This is a genomic window from Chelatococcus albus (assembly GCF_030067675.1).
Lineage (GTDB): Bacteria > Pseudomonadota > Alphaproteobacteria > Rhizobiales > Beijerinckiaceae > Chelatococcus_A > Chelatococcus_A albus.
On record NZ_JASJEV010000006.1, the window covers coordinates 27,170 to 43,691 of the forward strand.

The 16,522-nt window shown below is 68.7% G+C and carries 16 protein-coding genes; 8 read left to right on the top strand and 8 right to left on the bottom strand.

The window, feature by feature from the left end; translation table 11 throughout:
* Positions 1 to 219: 219 nt before the first annotated feature.
* The 3 genes from QNA08_RS10675 (at position 220) to xth (ending at position 2,443) form a co-directional block, all read left to right on the top strand.
* Positions 220 to 726 carry a GNAT family N-acetyltransferase gene (locus QNA08_RS10675; RefSeq protein WP_283740697.1) on the top strand — a complete coding sequence of 169 codons (507 nt, stop codon included), beginning with the start codon at positions 220 to 222 and terminating at the stop codon, positions 724 to 726.
* Positions 727 to 888: 162 nt separating this feature from the next.
* Positions 889 to 1,425: an inorganic diphosphatase gene (gene ppa / locus QNA08_RS10680; protein ID WP_283740698.1), complete on the top strand. Its 537-nt coding sequence runs from the start codon at positions 889 to 891 to the stop codon at positions 1,423 to 1,425.
* 202 nt (positions 1,426 to 1,627) lie between these two features.
* Complete coding sequence (xth, locus tag QNA08_RS10685) at positions 1,628 to 2,443, top strand: exodeoxyribonuclease III (protein WP_283740699.1); 816 nt, start codon at positions 1,628 to 1,630, stop codon at positions 2,441 to 2,443.
* 29 nt (positions 2,444 to 2,472) lie between these two features.
* On the opposite strand, the gene QNA08_RS10690 is transcribed toward xth, so the two are convergent.
* Positions 2,473 to 2,940: a cyclic nucleotide-binding domain-containing protein gene (locus QNA08_RS10690; RefSeq protein ID WP_283740700.1), complete on the bottom strand. Its 468-nt coding sequence runs from the start codon at positions 2,938 to 2,940 to the stop codon at positions 2,473 to 2,475.
* Positions 2,941 to 2,951: 11 nt separating this feature from the next.
* Positions 2,952 to 3,638, bottom strand: coding sequence for a response regulator transcription factor (locus tag QNA08_RS10695; RefSeq protein ID WP_283740701.1), 687 nt, complete (start codon positions 3,636 to 3,638; stop codon positions 2,952 to 2,954).
* A gap of 222 nt (positions 3,639 to 3,860) precedes the next feature.
* Here QNA08_RS10695 and QNA08_RS10700 point away from each other — a divergent pair, with 222 nt between their 5' ends.
* Both QNA08_RS10700 and QNA08_RS10705 read left to right on the top strand, forming a co-directional pair.
* Entirely contained in the window at positions 3,861 to 4,391 is a 531-nt protein-coding gene (locus QNA08_RS10700; RefSeq protein WP_283740702.1) for a L,D-transpeptidase family protein, read from the top strand.
* Between the two features lie 47 nt (positions 4,392 to 4,438).
* The gene (locus QNA08_RS10705) at positions 4,439 to 5,128 is read left to right on the top strand and encodes an HAD family hydrolase (RefSeq protein WP_283740703.1); all 690 of its coding nucleotides are present in this window, start codon (positions 4,439 to 4,441) and stop codon (positions 5,126 to 5,128) included.
* Between the two features lie 6 nt (positions 5,129 to 5,134).
* On the opposite strand, the gene QNA08_RS10710 is transcribed toward QNA08_RS10705, so the two are convergent.
* Positions 5,135 to 5,833 (bottom strand): YggS family pyridoxal phosphate-dependent enzyme, encoded by a 699-nt coding sequence (locus QNA08_RS10710; protein WP_283740939.1) that lies wholly within the window; start codon positions 5,831 to 5,833, stop codon positions 5,135 to 5,137.
* Positions 5,834 to 6,056: 223 nt separating this feature from the next.
* On the opposite strand from QNA08_RS10710, the gene leuS reads away from it, so the two are divergent.
* The 3 genes from leuS to holA all read left to right on the top strand — a co-directional run bounded on the left by leuS (position 6,057) and on the right by holA (position 10,433).
* Positions 6,057 to 8,693, top strand: a complete 2,637-nt coding sequence (gene leuS, locus QNA08_RS10715) for a leucine--tRNA ligase (RefSeq protein WP_283740704.1) — start codon at positions 6,057 to 6,059, stop codon at positions 8,691 to 8,693.
* The gene (locus QNA08_RS10720; protein WP_283740705.1) at positions 8,680 to 9,225 is read left to right on the top strand and encodes an LPS assembly lipoprotein LptE; all 546 of its coding nucleotides are present in this window, start codon (positions 8,680 to 8,682) and stop codon (positions 9,223 to 9,225) included. The genes leuS and QNA08_RS10720 overlap by 14 nt, the downstream gene beginning before the upstream one ends.
* A 179-nt stretch (positions 9,226 to 9,404) precedes the next feature.
* A complete protein-coding gene (gene holA, locus QNA08_RS10725) occupies positions 9,405 to 10,433 on the top strand; it encodes a DNA polymerase III subunit delta (RefSeq protein WP_283740706.1) in 1,029 nt (342 codons plus the stop codon).
* 165 nt (positions 10,434 to 10,598) lie between these two features.
* On the opposite strand, the gene QNA08_RS10730 is transcribed toward holA, so the two are convergent.
* The 5 genes from QNA08_RS10730 to mnmE form a co-directional block, all read right to left on the bottom strand.
* A complete protein-coding gene (locus QNA08_RS10730) occupies positions 10,599 to 11,480 on the bottom strand; it encodes a ParB/RepB/Spo0J family partition protein (RefSeq protein WP_283740707.1) in 882 nt (293 codons plus the stop codon).
* A gap of 53 nt (positions 11,481 to 11,533) precedes the next feature.
* Positions 11,534 to 12,376: a ParA family protein gene (locus QNA08_RS10735; RefSeq protein WP_283740708.1), complete on the bottom strand. Its 843-nt coding sequence runs from the start codon at positions 12,374 to 12,376 to the stop codon at positions 11,534 to 11,536.
* Complete coding sequence (gene rsmG / locus QNA08_RS10740; RefSeq protein ID WP_283740709.1) at positions 12,369 to 13,028, bottom strand: 16S rRNA (guanine(527)-N(7))-methyltransferase RsmG; 660 nt, start codon at positions 13,026 to 13,028, stop codon at positions 12,369 to 12,371. Before rsmG ends, QNA08_RS10735 begins: the two co-directional genes overlap by 8 nt.
* Complete coding sequence (mnmG, locus tag QNA08_RS10745) at positions 13,028 to 14,926, bottom strand: tRNA uridine-5-carboxymethylaminomethyl(34) synthesis enzyme MnmG (protein ID WP_283740710.1); 1,899 nt, start codon at positions 14,924 to 14,926, stop codon at positions 13,028 to 13,030. Before mnmG ends, rsmG begins: the two co-directional genes overlap by 1 nt.
* 186 nt (positions 14,927 to 15,112) lie before the next feature.
* A complete protein-coding gene (gene mnmE / locus QNA08_RS10750; protein ID WP_283740711.1) occupies positions 15,113 to 16,432 on the bottom strand; it encodes a tRNA uridine-5-carboxymethylaminomethyl(34) synthesis GTPase MnmE in 1,320 nt (439 codons plus the stop codon).
* Positions 16,433 to 16,522: the final 90 nt, after the last annotated feature.

Below are 16,522 nucleotides of genomic sequence, written 5' to 3' on the forward strand. Positions count from 1 at the left end.
ATGCCTGGATCCGCGCGAAGCCGGAGCCGATCGCTGCCGAAAACCGCGTCCACTGTCCGGCACCGTACCCCGGCGCACGCGCCATCGCGGGGCCATAGCAGCCGCGCCGTCCGAGGGCAACGGCGCGTGGCGACGCCCGGCCACTGCGACACCGGGCTGCGCGACTCTGTGATGGCCCGGCCCTTGTGCCGACGTGCGGCGCTCCATACGCTGTAGGTTGTGAGCGAGCTCGTCATCAGCATCCGCCGGGCCCGCCCCGCCGACGCCGCGGGGCTTGCGGCCGTGCACGACGCGGCCTGGCGTGAGGCCTATCGCGGCATCATCCCCGGCATCGCCCTAGAGCGCATGATCGCCAAGCGCGGGCCGGCATGGTGGCAGGCCGCCGTCCGGCGCGGCCGGCCGGTCAGCGTTCTCGACCTCGGTGAGCGCATCGGCGGCTACACGAGTTTCGGGCCGAGCCGCACGCTCGCCTTGCCGCAACAGGGCGAGATCGACGAGCTTTACCTCGATCCCGTGGTGCAGGGCCTCGGCTTCGGTACCCGGCTTTTCGCCGCTGCCCGCCGCGAGCTCGCAGGCCGTGGCCTGAAGGGGCTCGTCGTCTGGGCGCTCGCCGACAACACGCGCGCCTGTCGCTTCTACGAGCGGCTTGGCGGCGAGCTGCGGGCCACCGCCGAGACCCGTTTCGGCGGCGTGACCCTGCAGAAGGTTGCCTACGTCTTCCGCTGAGCCTGCGGCACCACCCCCCGTCCTGCGTCCTCCTCTGCCGCGATGGTGCGGGCTTTCGCCGAAAAGCGCGCTTGCCGTGCAGGACTGGCGCGCTTACAGAGGCCCCGCCGCGATGCGGTGCAGCAATTTCCTCGCACAGAAGCACAGAAGAAGGTCAGCGCGATGCGTCTCGACGCCGTTGCCATCGGCAAGAATCCGCCCCACGACGTCAACGTCGTCATCGAGGTGCCGATCGGCGGCGAGCCGATCAAGTACGAGATGGACAAGGAGGCCGGCACCCTCGTCGTCGACCGCTTCCTCTATACGGCCATGCGCTATCCGGGGAACTACGGCTTCATTCCCCACACGCTGTCGGAGGACGGCGACCCCTGTGACGTGCTCATCGCCAACACGCGCGCCATCGTACCCGGCGCCATCATGTCCTGCCGCCCCGTCGGCGTGCTGGTGATGGAGGACGAGGCCGGCCAGGATGAGAAGATCATCGCCGTGCCGTCGCGCAAGCTGACGAAGCGCTACGACCGGGTGGAGTCCTATGCCGATCTGCCCGAGATCACGCTGAAGCAGATCGAGCATTTCTTCGAGCACTACAAGGACCTCGAACCCGGCAAGTGGGTGAAGATTGTGCGCTGGGGCGACGCCGAGGAGGCCCGCCGGCTCATCGAGGAAGCCATCGATCGCGCCAAGAAGGCCAAGGGCTGATCCCGAGGGCCGCACACTCCGTCTCGCCAGGGCCGGCGGGGCTCCAGCGCTGGCTGAGGTCGCCCCTGAGCGTCGTACTCCAGATCAGGAAGGTGCGATAACCGGCCCGGCGGGTTGCGTCTGCCGGGCCGAGAGCCCACCTTCGGGCCTGCCGGGGTCCCACCGATTCGCGAGGGGACGCCGCGCTGCGGGAGTGAGCCACGTGCAGCTCGTCGTCACCACCTGGAACGTCAACTCGGTCCGCCTGCGCCTTGACCACGTGGCTCGTTTCGTCGCCGAATCGAAGCCGGACGTGCTTTGCCTGCAGGAGACGAAGTGCCCGGACGACCGCTTTCCGCTTTCGGCCTTCCGCAGCCTCGGCTACGCACATATCGCCATCAACGGCCAGAAGGGCTACCACGGCGTCGCCGTGCTCTCGCGCCTGCCCTTCGCCGAGACGCGGGCTATGGGCTTCTGCGACAAGAACGACGCACGCCACATCGCCGTGACGCTCGGCAAGGAGGCAAAACAGGCCGCCGGCATCACCATCCATAATTTCTACGTGCCGGCGGGCGGCGACATCCCGGACCCGGCGGTCAACCCGCGCTTCGCCCACAAGCTCGCCTTCCTCGACGAGCTCATGGCCTGGACCGGGCGCGAAAGGCCGGCGGCGGAGCCGAGCATCCTCGTCGGCGACCTCAACATCGCGCCCTACGAGACGGACGTGTGGAATCACAAGGCGCTGCTCGGCGTCGTCAGCCATACGCCGATCGAGACATCGCGGCTCGAGGAATGGCGGCAGACCGCCGGTTGGGTCGACGCCGTGCGCCACCTCAAGCCCGAGCCGGAGCCCGTCTACACCTGGTGGAGCTACCGCTCACCCGACTGGGCGGCGGCAAACAAGGGCCGCCGGCTCGACCACGTGTGGCTTGCGCCCTCTCTGCAGTCGACCCTGCAGGAGGCGCACGTCACCCGAGACACCCGCGGCTGGGAGCGGCCCTCCGACCACGCGCCAGTGACGGTCACGCTCGACTTCTGAGGCGCCGCCGCTTCCGCGTCCTTCCTTCGCTACCGCCGCTCGTCGATGGCCATGAGCGCGCCACGCACACGCGCGAGATCATGCGTCATCGTCGACAGCCGTTCGGCCATGACGCGGCGCAGCGCGACCGCCGCCTCTGGAAACTCGCCGAGGACGCGGTGAACGACATTGCGCGTCAGCTTCATCACCGTTGAGGGCTCGCGCGCGATCGCCGTCGCCGGCCGATCGGTCCGCACGATGAGGGCGAGTTCCCCGATCAGCGTTCCGGGGCCCGCGACATAGCCGGCGGGCGATCCGTCGTCGCGTGCGTCAAGGGCGATGGAGCCCCGCACCACCACAAACCCGGCATTCGCCGGCTCGCCTCGGCGGAACAGCACGTCGCCCGCCCTGAGGTTGCGCGTCTCGGCCGCGAAGGCGATGAGGCGCAGGGCCTCGCGATCGAAGATTGCGAGCGTCGGGACCCCGGCGAGAAGCGCGATGTCATCGTTGAGCGACATGCCGTGGACGATCAGGGAATGAGCTTGTAGCCGCCGGCCTCGGTTACGAGGATCTGGGCGTTGGAGGGATCCTTCTCGATCTTCTGGCGCAGGCGGTAGATGTGCGTCTCCAGCGTATGGGTGGTGACCGCCGCGTTGTAGCCCCACACCTCGGCGAGCAGCACGTCGCGCGTCACGACGCGCTGCGATGCGCGGTAGAGGAAGCGCAGGATGGCCGTCTCCTTCTCGGTGAGTTTGAGCTTGGAGCCCTTGTCGCTGACGAGGAGCTTGGCGCTCGGCCTGAAGGTATAGGGGCCGATGTTGAAGACCGCATCCTCGCTCGCCTCGTGCTGGCGCAGTTGCGCCCGGATGCGTGCGAGCAGCACCGCGAACTTGAACGGCTTCACCACGTAGTCGTTGGCGCCGGCCTCGAGGCCGAGCACGGTATCGGCGTCGCTCGCGTGGGCTGTGAGCATGATGATGGGGCTCTTGAAGCCGCTGCGCCGCATAAGCTTTACGGCCTCGCGCCCGTCCATGTCGGGCAGGCCCACGTCCATGACGACCAGATCGATGCGCTCGCCCTTGGACACCGACAGCGCCTGAGTGGCGGTTTCTGCGGTGGAGACAGCAAATTCCTCTGTCAGCGCCAGCTGTTCCGACAGCGTGTCGCGCAGGTCCGGCTCGTCGTCGACGACGAGGATATGGCGGGCATTGGCCATGCGTCTTGATTCTCCGGCTGTCCCTCGGTTGGAGAGGTCAGGACAGGCTCGCTTCGCTCGGGCCGCGCGACCCGACCGAGGCGGACCTGCAGGACCCCGAGAGTCTTGCAGGATTTGCAGCCCCGCCACGCGTGGCGGGGTTGCGTCGCCTTGCTTAGACTACGCGCCCCACGAACGGCAACAAGCGCGGCGTTGATCGTCGAGGAAAGGCGCCCACTCGCTATGAAACGAACGACCCTGCGCAGCATCCGCGTCCTGCCGCGCCCGGGCGACCGGCGTCGCGGTGTCATCCTCGCCGGGCCTCTCGCTCTGCCCTGTGCCCTCGGCCGTTCCGGCACGGGCCGCACCCGGCGCGAGGGCGACGGCCGCACGCCGATCGGCCGTTTCGCGCTGGGTGCTCTCTATTTCCGCGCGGACCGCCTGCGCCGGCCGCGCACCCGTCTGCCGCTCCTGCCGCTCCGCCCGAACGACGGCTGGTGCGACGATCCCGCCGACACTCGCTACAATCGTCCCGTGAAGCTGCCCTATCGGGCGGGGCACGAGCGGCTGTGGCGCGATGATCACCTCTACGACCTCGTCCTCGACATCAGCTTCAACCGCGGGCCGATCCTGCGCGGGCGCGGCAGCGCCATCTTCCTGCATCTCGCACGGCAGGATTTCGCGCCCACCGCCGGCTGCATTGCCATAGCACCCCGTGCGGCGCGGCGGCTCCTCGCCCTGCTCGGCCCCGAAACGACCTTGATCATCGGCTAGCGGAGAGGGCTTCCTCCCTCCGACTTCCCCCTCGAACCGGAGATCGCATGACCGCCATACCGACGGCCCCCGCCCTGCTGTTTGATCTCGACGGCACGCTCGCGGCGACCGACCACCTGCATTTCGAGACCTTCCGGGCGCTGATGGCCGAATTTGGCCGCGACCTCGACATGGCGACCTATGAGACGACCGTGCTCGGGCGCGCCAACAGCGTCATCATGCAGACGCTCTTTCCCGATCTGCCGGAGAGCGAGCACCGGCGCATCGCCGACCGCAAGGAGGCGGCCTTTCGCGAGCGCGCCGCGGGCAAGGTGCAGCCAATGCCGGGGCTGCTCGATCTCCTCGCCTGGGCGGACCGGAGGGAGGTGCCCTGCGCCCTGGTCACCAACGCACCGCGTGCCAATGCGGAGGCGATGCTTGCCGCGCTCGGCCTGGAGGGCCGGTTCCGCACACTGGTCATCGGCGACGAGGTCGGACGTGCCAAGCCCGATCCGCTGCCCTATCTCACCGGCCTGGAGCGGCTCGGCGCGGCGGCGGAACGCTCGGTGGCCTTCGAGGACTCGATATCGGGCGTCACCTCGGCTGCAGCTGCGGGACTGCCCGTCGTCGGCCTGACAACGTCGCTCGCCGCCGAGCCGCTGCTCGCCGCCGGCGCCTCCTTCGCGGCGAGCAACTACATCGATCCCCGGATCTACGCCCTCCTGGAGACGCGCCTCGCGGCTGCCGAAGCGGCCTGACGGACGTCAGCCGCGATGGCCGAAGATGGCGCTGCCAACGCGCACATGCGTGGCGCCGAGCATGATGGCCTGCTCGAAATCAGCGCTCATTCCCATGGAGAGCATGCTCAGGCCGTTGCGCCGGGCGATCTGGGCGAGAAGCGCGAAATGCGGCGACGGCGGCTCGTCGATGGGCGGGATGCACATGAGACCGTCGATGACGAGGCCGTGGACGCCGCGGCAGGCGGCGATGAAGGCATCCGCCTCGGCCGGCACGACACCGGCCTTCTGCGGCTCCTCGCCTGTGTTGATCTGGACGAGGAGGCGCGGCTGCCGGCCGCTCTTCGCCTTCTCCCTGGCGATCTCCTTCGCGAGCGCCGCGGCGAGGGAGGGCCGGTCGAGCGAATGGATGACGTCGAAGAGAGCGACAGCCTCCTGCGCCTTGTTCGACTGCAGAGGGCCGATGAGATGCAGCTCCACGTCCGGATAGCGCGCCTTGAGCGCCGGCCACTTGGCCTTGGCCTCCTGCACGCGGTTCTCGCCGAAGACACGCTGGCCAGCCGCGAGCACCGGCTCGATCTGACCCGCCGCAAAGGTCTTCGACACCGCGACGAGCGTGACCTCGGCCGGATCGCGCCCCTCTTCGCGGGCGGCGCGGGCGATGGCCGCCCTGACGGCGGCGAGGCGATCGACGGCGGAAGAGGCTTCGAGCGACACGTCTGGCAGATCGGACAAGATTTCGGCTCCGGGATTTGGCGCGGCCGCGACGCATTGCCTCTCGCGTGGCGGGCGACCGTTGACCGACAACGGCATTCGTGCCCTAGTCCGCCCGACACGCGCAAGACAACCGTGCTGCGTCGTTCACCCGCAGTGAACGGCGGCGCGGTGACGTTGCGTCCGAGCCGGCTCGCGCGCGAGCCCTTCTCATCCGATCCGAACACGACGAGCCATGACGGTCGAGCGCTACAACCCCAAGGAATCCGAACCGAAATGGCGGACGGCCTGGGACGAGCGCGGGCTGTTCCACACCCGGAACGATGATCCGCGCCCCAAGTATTACGTCCTCGAGATGTTCCCCTATCCGTCGGGGCGCATCCACATGGGCCACGTGCGCAACTACACGATGGGCGACGTCGTGGCGCGCTTCATGCGCGCCAAGGGGTACAACGTCCTCCATCCCATGGGCTGGGACGCCTTCGGCATGCCGGCGGAGAACGCCGCCATGGCCAACAAGGTTCATCCCAAGGAATGGACCTACGCCAATATCGCAACCATGCGGGCGCAGCTGAAGTCGATGGGCCTGTCCCTCGATTGGAGCCGTGAGATCGCCACCTGCGATCCGGCCTACTACCGCCAGCAGCAGAAGATGTTCCTCGACTTCTTCCGCGCCGGGCTCGTCGACCGCAAGACGGCCAAGGTGAACTGGGACCCGGTCGACCAGACCGTGCTCGCCAACGAGCAGGTCATCGACGGTCGCGGCTGGCGCTCGGGCGCGCTCGTGGAGCAGCGCGAACTGACCCAGTGGTTCCTCAAGATCACTGATTTCGCCGAGGAGCTCTACACCGCGCTCGATGGTCTCGATCGCTGGCCGGAGAAGGTCCGGCTGATGCAGAAGAACTGGATCGGCCGGTCGGAGGGGCTGACCGTTCGTTTCGAACTCGAATCGAATGGTTTGACCGGCGCCGAAACGATCAGCGAGATCGAGGTCTACACGACGCGGCCCGATACGCTGTTCGGCGCCAAGTTCGTCGCGCTGGCGCCCGACCATCCCCTCGCCAGGGCCGCGGCCGCCGCCAATCCGATGCTTGCCGCCTTCGTCGAGGAGTGCCGGCGCACCGGCACGGCCCAGGAGCTGATCGACAAGGCGGAGAAGAAGGGCTTCGACACAGGGCTGCGCGCTGTGCACCCGTTCGACCCCTCCTGGACCCTGCCGGTCTATGTCGCGAATTTCGTGCTCATGGAATACGGCACCGGCGCCATCTTCGGCTGCCCAGGACACGACCAGCGCGACCTCGACTTCGTCAATGCCCATGGCCTCGGCGTGACGCCGGTTGTTTGCCCGCCCGGCACCGACCCCGCCACCTTCACGATCACCGACACCGCCTATGACGGCGAAGGCCGGATGATCAATTCGCGCTTCCTCGACGGCATGACAGTGGCCGAGGCGAAGGAGGAGGTGGCGCGCCGCCTCGAGCGCGAGCTGCGCGCCGGCCGGCCCGTCGCCCAGCGCAAGGTTAACTTCCGCCTGCGCGACTGGGGCATCTCCCGCCAGCGCTACTGGGGTTGCCCCATCCCGATGATCCACTGCGACGCCTGTGGCGTCGTGCCGGTGCCGGACGATCAGCTGCCGGTCACCCTGCCGGAGGATGTGAGCTTCGAGGTGCCGGGCAATCCGCTCGACCGGCATCCGACGTGGAAGCACGTCGCCTGCCCGTCCTGCGGCAAGCCCGCGCGCCGCGAGACGGACACCATGGACACCTTCGTTGATTCGTCCTGGTACTACGCCCGCTTCACCGATCCGCATCTGGCCGCCGCGCCGACCGACCGCGCCGTCGTCGACCGCTGGCTGCCGGTAGACCAGTACATCGGCGGCATCGAGCACGCGATCCTGCACCTTCTCTATTCACGCTTCTTCACCCGCGCCATGAAGGTGACCGGCCATTGCAGCCTGGAAGAGCCCTTCGCCGGCCTCTTCACCCAGGGCATGGTGGTGCACGAGACCTACCGAGCTGCGAACGGCGCCTGGCTGCAGCCCGCCGAGGTCCGCATCGAGACCGACAGCGGTGTCCGGCGGGCCGTGCACGCCGCGAGCGGGGCCCCGGTCGAGATCGGGCCGGTCGAGAAGATGTCGAAGTCGAAGAAGAACACGGTCGACCCGGACGACATCATCGGCACCTACGGCGCCGACACGGCCCGCTGGTTCATGCTGTCCGACTCTCCGCCCGAGCGGGACGTGCAGTGGACGGAGGAGGGCGTGCAGGGCGCCTACCGCTTCGTCCAGCGCCTGTGGCGCCTCGTCAACGAGGTGGTCGAGGTGGCCGGCACCGGCAACGGCGCCGTCGGGACGACGCTGGACGAGCCCTCCCTCCTCCTGCGCAAGGCGACCCACCGGGCCCTTGCCGGGGTTGAGGAGGACATCGAACGCCTGCGCTTCAACCGCTGCGTCGCGCAGATCTACGAGCTCGCCAACGCCCTGCAGGCGGCGCTCGCCGGCGCGCGCCAGGGCGAGGTGTCGGCCGACATGCGCTTCGCGCTGCGCGAAGCGGCCACCGTCCTCGTGCAGCTCATCGCCCCCATGATGCCGCACCTCGCCGAGGAATGCTGGGCCGCCCTTGGCGCGACGACACTGGTCGCCGAGACGCCCTGGCCCGCGGTCGAGCGCGCCCTGCTCGTCGAGGACCAGATCACCCTGCCCGTGCAGGTCAACGGCAAGAAGCGGGCGGACGTGACGGTCGCCCGCGACGCCGACGCCGCCACGATCGAGGCGGCCGTGCTTGCGCTCGAGGCCGTGCAGCGCGCCACGGAGGGCCGCCCCGTGCGCAAGGTCATCGTCGTTCCGCAGAGGATCGTGAATGTCGTCGCCTGATCACGTCAGCCTGCGCCGCCGGGCACTCTCACTCGCCGTCGTCGGCACGCTCGCCCTCGGCCTCGCCGGATGCTTCCGGCCCCTCTACGGCACCACAGCGGCCGGCACGTCCGTGCAGGACACGCTGGCGGCCATCGACGTGCCGCAGATCAGATCGCCCAACGAGGGACGCCTCGGCCACTACCTGCGCAACGAGCTCGCCTTCGACCTCGGCGGCGGTGCCCCGGTGCAGGCCAAGCGCTACCGGCTCGAGATCACAACGACCGAACGCGTGCAGACGGCCATCGTGGACACGCAGACCGGTCGCGCCGATTCCGCGACGCTGATCGCCGAGGCGACCTATACGCTGAAGCCGCTCGGCGACGGCCCGGCCGTCACCACCGGCAAGGCCATCGCCTCGGCCTCCTACGACCGCTCGTCCCAGCGCTTCACCACCCTGCGGGCTGCTCGCGACGCTGAGATCCGCGTCGCGAGCCTGCTCGCCGAGCAAATCAAGACACGCATCGCCGCCATGCTTGCGACGCGCTCGTAAACAGGAGGCGCGCTCACGGCGCAGCCATGCGGCGGTGCAAGCACCATCGCGGTTGCAACGAGGGGGCAGCACGAATAGCCCGGCCCCCGGGGCGGAGGGCTGCTCGGCCCGAGCGGTCGCACGCTCCTCCGCCGCACGGAGCGGATCTCGAATTCGTCATCAGCTCAGCCGGACGGTCCATGGTCGCAGTCAAGGCGGGAGAGGTGGATGCGGTCCTGCGCAGGCGGGACGCGCGCATCGTCGTCTACCTGCTCTATGGGCCGGACACGGGCCTCGTCGGCGAGCGGGCAAAGGCACTCGCCGAGGGCGCTGTCGAGGATCCGGCCGATCCCTTCCAGCTCGTGAAGCTCGATGGCGATGCGGTCGCCGCCGATCCTCTTCGTCTGGCTGACGAGGCCAACACCGTGCCGCTCTTCGGCGGCCGGCGCGCCATCTGGATCAAGCCGACGAGCCGCAATCTCGTGCCGGCGCTCTCGCCTCTCATCGCTGCCCCGCCCCGCGATGCCATCGTCGTCATAGAAGCCGGGGAACTGCAGCGGTCATCGCCGCTGCGCACGCTTTGCGAGAAGTCGCCTGTGGCGCTTGCGCTCCCCTGCTATGCCGACGAGGCGCGCGACATCGCGGGGCTCGTCGACGAAACCATGCGCGCCGCCGGGCTCGCTATCGGCCGGGAGGCGCGGGAGATGCTGGTTGGCCTCCTCGGCGCCGATCGAATCGCAACCCGGAACGAACTCGCCAAGCTCGCTCTCTATGCCCACGGACGGCGCGAGGTCACCGCCGAGGACGTCGAGACCGTGGTCGGCGACGTCTCGAGACTCGCCATCGACGCGGTCGTGGATTCGACCTTCCTCGGCGATCTTGCCGCCCTCGACCGCGCCTTCGGCCGCTTCTGCGCCGAGGGGATGGATGCCGGCGTGCTTCTCGGCTCCGCCCTGCGGCACGCTCTCACACTGGCGCGCGCGCGCAGCGGCATTGATCGTGGGGCAAGCCCGCAGGCGGCGGTCGAGGGCCTGCGCACGCTCCATTTCAAGCGCAAGAGCGCCGTCGAGCGGCAATTGCGCCTGTGGACGAGCGAGGCGCTGCGGCAGGCCGTCGTCAATCTGGGCGAGGCCGTGACGGCCACGCGCCGCAACGCGGCCCTCGGCAACCAGCTGGCGCTCAAGGCGCTCTGGGGCCTAGCGCTCCTCGCCCGCCGCGGCGGGCGCTGACTCGGCTTCCATACCCCTGCCCCCGACACTCCGGACGCCGGCGAGACTTCGCCGGGAGGCTTGTTCCGTCGGGCCTGAACGGCGCGGGGCCGCCCCTGTCCGAGGCGGCCCCGCCGTCATTGGCACCGATGCTCCGACCCTTAACCCGCCCGCGGGCGCCTTCGCTCAGGCCCGCAGGCGCCGGCAGAGCCCGTCGAGCTGCTCGAGGGTCTTGTAGCGCACACGCACTTCGCCGCCCTGGCCGCGATGGTCGATGTTCACCACGAGCCCGAGCACATCCTCAAGCGCCTGTTCGAGGGCGCGCGTATCCGGGTCCTTCTCCTTTTTCGTGCGCCGGGTGGCGGGTTGTGCCGTTGCCTCGCCTTGCGCCTCCTCCTGCGCGATGCGCTCGACATCGCGCACGTTGAGACCTTGCTCGATGACCCTCCGGGCGACGGCCATCGGATCGGCGACGGCAAGCAGGGCGCGGGCATGGCCCGCCGAGAGCTGTCCGTCGTTCACCAGGACCTTGATGGGCTCGGGCAATTTGAGCAGGCGCAGCGTATTGGCCACATGGCTGCGGCTCTTGCCGATGACCTGACCGAGATCGTTCTGCGAATAGCCGAACTCGGCAATGAGCTGTTCATAGCCCGCCGCCTCCTCGAGAGCATTGAGGTCCGCCCGCTGCACGTTCTCGATGATGGCGATCTCGAGCGCCACGCGGTCGTCTGCCTCCACGAGCAGAACGGGGACCTCGTGCAGGCCGGCGCGCTGCGCCGCCCGCCAGCGGCGCTCGCCGGCGATGATCTCGTAGACATCGGCGAGCCCCGGCACCGTGCGCACGATGATCGGCTGGATGATGCCGCGCTCGCGGATCGAGGCCGCGAGATCCTCGAGCTCGGCCTCGGCGAAGCTCTTGCGTGGATTGCGCGGGTTCGGACGCAGGAACTCGATCGGCACCTGGCGCTGGCCGCGGGCGCGGCCGACGGCAGCGACCTCGTCACCGACGTCGCCGATGAGAGCGGCAAGTCCTCGGCCGAGGCGGGAACGGGCCAGTTCTTCGGCCATGGGCGACACCTCCGAACGCGAACAGATCATGAACCTTGTGAGAAACGAGCGGGTCAGGCAGCGCGCAGGGCGCGTTCGCGCTGGATGATCTCCGAGGCGAGCCGCAGATAGGCCTGCGCTCCAGCGCATTTCAGGTCGTAGAGCAGGACCGGCTTGCCGTGCGACGGCGCCTCGGAGACACGCACGTTACGCGGGATGATGGTGTCGTAGACCTTCGAGCCCATGAACTGCTTCACGTCAGCGACGACCTGGCCTGACAGGTTGTTGCGCGGATCGTACATCGTCAGCACGATGCCGTGGATGGTCAGACGCGGATTGAGCGCGGTCTTCACCTGCTCGACGGTGGTCAGGAGCTGGCTGAGGCCTTCCAGCGCGAAGAACTCGCATTGCAGCGGCACGAGCACCGCGTCCGATGCGGCGAGTGCGTTGATCGTCAGCAGGTTGAGCGACGGCGGGCAGTCGATGAGGATATAGGTGAAGGCCTCGCCCTCATCCGCATGCTGCATCAGGTCGTCGATCGCCTTGCGCAGCTTGTGGGCCCGGTCCTTGTCGGCCGCGATCTCCAGCTCGACGCCGAGGAGGTCGAGAGTCGAGGGCGCCACTGACAGGCAGGGAACCGCGGTCTCGAGCACCGCCTGCCCCAGGCTGACAGCGCCGATCATCACGTCATAGGTGGAGATGCGGCGGCTGCGCCGGTCGATGCCCAATCCCGTCGAGGCATTGCCCTGCGGGTCGAGATCGACGATCAGCACCCGCTCGCCGATGGCGGCCAGCGCCGTCCCGAGATTGATCGCTGTCGTGGTCTTGCCGACGCCGCCCTTCTGGTTGGCGAGCGCCAGGACGCGCGGGGCGCCCCCCCGCAAGGGGCGGTGGAGAGGATTGCCGTTGTCAGTCATGAGCCTGCCGCTCGCTCAGTTCCCGGACGACGAGGATGCGGGCCTGCGGATCCGTCTTGCTGGCTACCGCATCGGCCTGGATTCTCCAAGATTTAGAAGCCTCGGTCAATTCGACCTCTAGATCTTGTCCCTTTGGAAAGAGGCCAAGGGTCCCGGTTCTCAACAGATCTTTCGTCATGCCGAGCAGCACGGTCAGCGGCGCCAGTGCTCGGGCGCTCACCACGTCCACCTTGCCAACGAATTCCGGGATCACATCCTCGATGCGCACGTTGTGCACCCGCGCTGGCGCGCCCGTGGCCCGTGACACAGCGCGGAGGAATGCGCATTTGCGGCCGTTGCTCTCGACGAGATCGACCTGCGCGCCCGGCGTATCGGCGAGCAGGATCGCGACGACAAGGCCCGGAAAGCCGGCTCCGGAGCCGAGATCGAGCCAGCGCCGCGCCTGCGGCGCGAGCGCCACGAGCTGGGCCGAATCGGCGATATGCCGGGTCCACACGCGATCGAGCGTCGCCGGTCCGACGAGGTTCTTCACAGCTTGCCAGCGGCGAAGCTCATCGACGAATCGGGCCAGACGCTCCTCCGTTTCACGTGAAACGGACATGAGGGCGAGCGCTGCCGCCCGATCATCTGCCCCTGCGATCGGCCGCCCCATCACAGGGCCTCATCCGGAACGGAGCCGAATCGGTCGTCCGCCGGCGCGTGGTTCATGCGCCTGGCCTGCGCCGCGAGCAAGGTCATCGCCGCCGGCGTCATCCCTTCGATGCGGGCCGCCTGCCCCAGATTACGCGGCCGCACGGCGGCGAGCTTGCCGCGCAATTCCGCCGACAGGCCGGCCAGACCGCCGAAATCGAGATCAAGGGGCAGGGCGATAGCCTCGTCGCGACGATAGGCGGCGATATCCGCCGCCTGCCGGTCGAGATAGACGGCATAGGTGGCATCCGTCTCCAGCCGCTCGGCAAGCGGCGCCGGGATGGTCGCGAGCTCCGGCCAGATGGCCGCGAGCCGCGCCAGATCGATGTCCGGATAGGACAGAAGCTGGAATGCCGTGCGCCGCTGTCCGTCGCGGTTGAGCTGCAGGCCGTGCCGCGCCGCCTCGCTCGGCGTCAGGGACCGCTGCAGCAATTGAGTGCGCGCCGCGTCGAGCGCCGCCAGACGCTTGCGGAAATGCGCGCTGCGCTCCCGTCCGACGCAGCCGAGCGACTCCCCCCGCGGGGTCAGACGCTCATCGGCATTGTCGGCGCGCAGGGACAGGCGATATTCCGACCGCGAGGTGAACATGCGATAGGGCTCGCTGACGCCGCGCGTCACCAAGTCGTCGATCAGCACGCCGATATAGGATTCGGCCCGGTCAAAGACCGCGCCGTCGGCCCCGGCGGCGCTCCGCGCCGCGTTCAGGCCAGCCACCAGCCCCTGCGCCCCGGCCTCTTCGTAGCCCGTCGTGCCGTTGATCTGGCCGGCGAGGAATAGCCCGCGCACGGCCTTGCTCTCCAGCGTCGGCTCGAGATTGCGCGGATCGACATAGTCATACTCGATGGCATAACCAGGCCGCAGAACGCTTGCCCGTTCCAAGCCGGGGATCTGCACGATCATGGCCCGCTGCACTTCTTCCGGCAGCGAGGTGGAGATGCCATTCGGATAGACCGTATGGTCATCGAGCCCTTCCGGCTCGAGGAAGATCTGGTGCCCCTCCCGGTCACCGAAACGCACCACCTTGTCCTCGATCGAGGGGCAGTAGCGCGGCCCGCGCCCTTCGATGGCGCCGGAATACATGGGCGTTCGATGAAGATTGGCGCGAATGAGATCATGCACCGCCGGCGTCGTGCGCGTGATGCCGCATTCGATCTGCGGATTGGTGATCCGCTCGGTCATCGTCGAGAAGGGCTCGGGTGGTTCCTCGCCCGCCTGGCGCTCGAGCGAAGCCCAGTCGATGGTGCGGCCGTCAAGCCGTGCCGGCGTCCCCGTCTTCAGCCGCCCCAGGGTGAAGCCGAACCGCTCCAGGGTGGCGGACAGGCCTCTCGCCGGCGCCTCCCCCATGCGTCCGGCTGGAATCCTCACTTCGCCGATATGGATGACGCCGCGCAGGAAGGTACCTGTGGTCAGCACGATCGAACCGGCGCCGAATCGACGCCCATCCGTCGTCACCACCCCGGTCACGCGTCCATCGGCCACGACCACATCGTCCACCTCGGCCGCGACGACCGTCAGATTGTCGATGCTGCGCAAGGCGGCCTGCATGGCGGCCGCATAGAGCTTGCGGTCGGCCTGGGCCCGAGGGCCGCGCACCGCTGGCCCCTTGCGTCGGTTGAGCACGCGGAACTGAATGCCGCCCTGGTCGGCAACGCGAGCCATCAGGCCGTCGAGCGCATCGATTTCACGCACCAGATGGCCCTTGCCCAAGCCACCGATCGCTGGATTGCACGACATCGCTCCGACCGTATCGAAGCGGTGCGTCAGGAGCGCCACGCGCGCCCCGACGCGGGCTGCAGCCGCAGCCGCCTCGGTGCCGGCGTGTCCCCCGCCGACCACGATGACATCGTATCTGGCGTCCATCGCCTTACCTCTCGGAGTGGTCAGTGGCTAGCGCACGACGCAACCCGGGTCAAATGCCGGCAAACCTGAATGGCTGTTTTTACCCGACGTTTCACATGAAACAGGAATGGGCATCGTCACGCGGACTCCATCGCCGGCGCCATGTTCCTGCTCAACGCCTGCCGTGCGCCATTGGCATGGCGTGGGTCACTTGCCGATGCAGAAGGAGGAGAAGATGCGATCGAGCACGTCGTCGACGTCGACCCGTCCGGTGACGCGGCCCAGCGCGCGAGCCGCAAGGCGCAGGTCCTCGGCAATCAGCTCGGCCGGCAGCCGTTGCTCTGCTGCCGACGCCGCACGATCGAGGGCCTCGACGGTATCGGTGAGGGCATGCCGGTGACGTTCGCGGGTGATGAGCGCCTGTCCGCCGCCGAGTGCCCCCGCCGCGCGCTCGCGAATGGCGGCAAGCAGCTCATCGAGACCGGCTCCCGTGAGCGCGGAGATGACGAGGCCCCTCCCATCGGTCGTCGTGCCGAGGTCGGCCTTCGTGCACACGTGGAGGACGCCCGCATCGTCCTGGCAAGGAAGTTCCGGAGGCGAATCGATCGCCGATAGCCGCAAGACGAGATCAGCGGTCGCCGCGCGGGCGCGGGCGCGATCCACACCCTCCTGCTCGATCGGGTCTCGCGTGTCGCGCAGCCCGGCGGTATCGACAAGCACGACCGGCAACCCGCCGAGGTCGCAGTGCACCTCGATGATGTCGCGCGTCGTGCCGGGAATCGGCGAGACGATGGCCGCCGGACGGTGGGCGAGCGCATTCAGCAGGGTCGACTTGCCGGCATTGGGTGGACCGGTAATGACGACGGTGAAGCCCTCCCGCAGGCGCTCGCCGCCCCGACCCTTGGCGAGCTCCACCGCGATCTCTCCGCGCACCGACGCCGCATCGACCAGGGCTTCGCCCAACAGATCCTCAGGCACGTCGGCTTCATCGACGAAATCGAGTTCTGCCTCCGCCAAGGCCAGGGCATGGAGCAGACGGCCCCGCCAGTTCTCCACCCGTTGAGCGAGCGCTCCGTCCATCTGCCGCAGCGCCTGCCGGCGCTGCGCCTCGGTCTCGGCGTCAATGAGGTCGGCGAGGCCTTCCACAGAGCTCAGATCGAGCTTGCCGGCGAGAAATGCCCGCCGGGTGAACTCGCCCGGCTCGGCTACGCGACAGTCCGGCAGCCCCGTGACGGCGGCGAGCACCGCGGCGATCACGGCACGACTGCCGTGCAGGTGGAACTCCGCGGCGTCCTCGCCCGTGAAGCTGTGCGGCCCCGGAAACCAGGCGACCAGCCCCCGGTCGAGCAGCTCACCCGTTGCGGGATCGCTGATCGGGCGCAGGCTCAGGCGGCGCGGCTCCGGCAGGCCGCCCACCATCGTTTCGAGAACGAATCGACTCCCTGCGCCGCTGATGCGCACGACGGCGACCCCGGATCGGCCAAAGCCCGACGCAAGTGCCGCGATGGTGTCCGTGGAACGGGTCATTGAGACGGATCCGAATCGATGCCGCGCGCCGTTCTGACGACAGGCAGCCGTTTCGCGGCAAGACGTCGCATGTCAACCGGCGTGCCCCGT